Origin of the sequence: Kineococcus indalonis (assembly GCF_009906395.1) — a bacterium.
In the GTDB taxonomy this organism is placed as follows: Bacteria; Actinomycetota; Actinomycetes; order Actinomycetales; family Kineococcaceae; genus Kineococcus; species Kineococcus indalonis.
Map to the genome: position 1 here is coordinate 1 of NZ_JAAALM010000440.1, position 3,470 is coordinate 3,470.

General features: G+C 79.7%; 2 protein-coding genes. Both read left to right on the forward strand.

Going from position 1 to position 3,470, the window contains the following annotated elements:
• Nucleotides 1-616 (forward strand): multidrug effflux MFS transporter (locus GTR00_RS17080; RefSeq protein ID WP_166612785.1); only part of this gene is annotated, 616 nt, incomplete at its 5' end.
• 83 nt (nt 617-699) lie between these two features.
• Nucleotides 700-3,470 (forward strand): AfsR/SARP family transcriptional regulator (locus GTR00_RS17085; RefSeq protein ID WP_166612786.1); only part of this gene is annotated, 2,771 nt, incomplete at its 3' end.

Genomic DNA, 3,470 nt, shown 5'->3' on the forward strand with positions numbered 1-3,470 from the left:
GGTCGCGCAGGCCCTGGGCACCTACGCCCGGCTGCTGCGCGACCCGCGCTTCGTGGGCTTCGCCCTGCTGCCGGGCCTGGCGATGGCCGTGATCGTCTGCTACGTCTCCGTCTCGCCGTTCGTGTTCCAGGAGGTGCACGGGCTGTCCACCACGCAGTTCGCGCTGCTCTTCGCGGTCAACGGCGTCGCCCTCGTGGGCGGCACCCAGCTCAACGCCGCGCTGGTGTCCCGGTACGCGCCGCTGACGCTGCTGCGCGTGGGCGTGACCTGCTCCGCGAGCCTGGCGGTGGTGCTGCTCGTGGTGGTGCTCACCGGCGCCGGCGGCTTCGCCGGCCTGCTGGTGGTGCTGTGGTTCCTGCTCGGCGTCGGCGGCCTGGTCTCGCCCAACGCGGTCACCTGCGCGCTGGAGGAGCACGGGCGCACCGCCGGCTCCGCCGCGGCCCTGGTCACCGCCGCGCAGTCCGGCGTGGGCGGCGCCGTCGGCATCGTCGCCGGGGCGCTGGGCGGGGACGCGCTCGCCATGGCGTCCGTCATGGTGGGCGCGACGCTGGTGGCCGCGTGCTCGCTGACGGTGGCCGTGCGCGCCCGGCGCGCCGCCGCGGCCGTGCCCGCCTGAGGGGTGATCGGCGCGACCGGTGTCCCCCCTCCGGGGGTGAGGGAGCGCAAACCGCTTCCCAGCGGGCCCACCGGTGCCCTGGGATGGCCACCGTGCGCGCCACCGCTCCCGAACCGCTGCAGGTCCGCGTCCTGGGGGAGCTGGAGGTCCTCCTGCCCGGCGGGCCCGTCGCCGTCGGCGGCGCCGTGCCGCGCGCGCTCGTGCAGCGCCTCGTGCTCGCCGAGGGCGCCGTGGTCACCGACGCCGCCCTCGCCGAGGACCTCTGGGACGGCGACCCGCCCCCCAGCGCCACCGGTTCCCTGCAGGCCCACGTCTCCCGCCTGCGCCGCGTGCTGGAACCGGGCCGCGCCCCGCGCGACGAGCCGCGGGTGCTGGTGCGCCGCGGCCCCGGCTACGCCCTGCGGCTGGCGCCGGGCGCCGTGGACGCCGTCCGCTTCGAGGAGCTCGCCGCCCGCGGCCGGGCGCTGCTGGAGGTCGACCCCGCCGGGGCCGCCGCCGCCCTCGACCAGGCGCTGGGGCTGTGGCGCGGGCCCGCCTACGCCGACGTCGCCGCGCGCCCCTTCGCCGCCGCCGCGGCCCGGCGCCTGGAGCAGCTGCGCACCGCCGCCCGCGAGGACCGCGCGGCCGTCGACCTGGCGCTGGGCGAGCCGGCGCGCGCCGCCGCCGCCGCGCAGCTGCTCACCGCCGAGGAGCCGCTGCGCGAGCGCGGCTGGGAGCTGCTGGCGCTGGCCCTGTACCGGCAGGGCCGCCAGGCCGACGCGCTGGCCGCCCTGCGCCGGCTGCGCGAGGTGCTCGCCGAGGAGCTGGGCACCGACCCCGGCCCCGCGGCCGCCGCGCTGCACCGCGCCGTGCTGGCCCACGACCCCGCCCTGCTCGGCCCGGCCGGCGCCGCCCCGCGGCGGCCCCCGTCGGCGGCGGTGCGCGCCACGAGCAACGTGCCCACGCCGGTGTCCACCACCGTGGGGCGGCGCCGGGAGGTCGCCGAGGTGGGCGCCATGCTCGCCGAGCACCGGCTGGTCACCCTCGTCGGGCCCGGCGGGGTCGGCAAGACCCGCCTGTCGCTGGAGGTGGCGCGCGGCCTGCGCGCCCCGGACGGCCCCTGGTTCGTGGAGCTCGCCGACGTCCCCGAGGGGCGCCTGCTGCCCGAGGCGGTCACCACCGCCCTGGGCGTGGTGCCGGTGGGCGGCACCGGCGCGCTGGCCGCCGTGCTGCGCGGGCGCGAGACGCTGCTGGTGCTGGACGACTGCGAGCACCTGCTGGACGAGGTGGCGCCGTTCGTCAGCGAGCTGCTCGGCGCGTGCCCGGACCTGCGGGTGCTGGCCTCCAGCCGCGAGCCGCTGCTCGTGGACGGCGAGCACACCTACGCGGTGCCCGCCCTGTCCGGCGGCGCCGGCGGGGAGTCCGTCGGGCTGTTCCTGGACCGCGCGCGGGCCCTCTCGCCCGGCTGGGAGCCGGACGCGGCGGAGCTGGAGCGGGTGGCGCGCGTGTGCGCGGCGCTGGACGACCTGCCGCTGGCGGTGGAGCTGGCCGCCGGGCAGCTGCGGGCGCTGCCGCTGGCGGAGATCGAGGCCATGCTCGACGACCGCTTCGCCCTGCTGCGCGGCAGCCGGCGCTCCGGGCCCCGGCACGCCACGATGCAGGCCGCGGTGGAGTGGTCCCACGACCGCCTGGACGCCGCCGAGCAGGAGGTGTTCCGCGACCTGGCCGTCTTCCGCGGCGGCTTCACCCTGCAGGCGGCGCGCCGGGTGCTGGAGCGCCCCGACGTGGCGCCGGTGCTGGCGGACCTGGTGACCCGCAGCCTGGTCTCCGTCTCGGGCCCGGTCCCCGGCCCCGGCGGCGCGCGGCGCTACCACCTGCTGGAGACGCTGCGGCTGTTCGCCCTCTCGCGCACGCCCCCCGCGCGCCGCCGGGAGCTGGCCGCCCGCCACGCCGAGTGGGTGGCCGACGTCGCCGCGAACGTCGAGCCGGCCCTGCGCGGGCGCCTGGCGGCGCTGGAGACGGAGCGGCTGCGCGAGGAGAGCGCCAACATCCGCGCCGCGCTGCACGAGAGCGACCCGGCCACCGTGGTGCGCGTGGCCGGGGGCTTCTTCTGGTTCTGGTACCGCGAGGGGCTGGTGGCCGAGGGCCTGGGCCACCTGCTGCCGGCGCTGGCCGCGGTCGACGGGGGCCGCGGCGGCGCCGTCGACGAGGCCGCGCTGGCGCGCGCCTGGACGGGCGTGGCGCTGCTGAGCTACCTGGCCGGGGACCTGCCGGCGGTGCTGGGGGCGCTGCGGCGCACCGGGGAGCACGCCGCCCGCTGCGACTCCCCGCTGGTGCGGGCGCAGTCGCTGGCCACCGTGGCGTACTTCGAGGCGTTCTCCGGGCAGGTGGGCCCGGCCCGCGAGCACGCCGGCGCGGCGCTGGCGGTCTGCCGGGAGGTGGGCCACGGGCCGACGCTGGCGGAGACGCTCATGGTGCTGGGGGAGGTGGAGCGGCGCGACGGCGACCACGCCGCGGCCCTGCGCCGCCTGGAGGGCGCCGTGGCCGCCGCCGACGCCACCGGCTACTCGTGGGTGGGGGTGTCCGCGCGCTGGATCCAGGCGAAGGCGGAGCTGGACCGCGGCGACCTGCCCGCCGCCTGGGCGGCCGGCGCCGACAGCCTGCAGCGGTCCTTCGACGTGGGGGAGACCACCTCGTGGCTGGTGGCGCTGGCGACCCTCAGCCACGTCCTGCACCGCGCCGGGCGCCCGGTGGAGGCCGCCGAGCTGGCCGGGGTGGTGGCCTGGCGGGGCGGGCGGATCGGCTTCTCCCCGGCGGTGATGGACCCCGACCTGCGCGAGCACGCCGCCGCCCTGGCCGCGGCCCTGACGCCGGA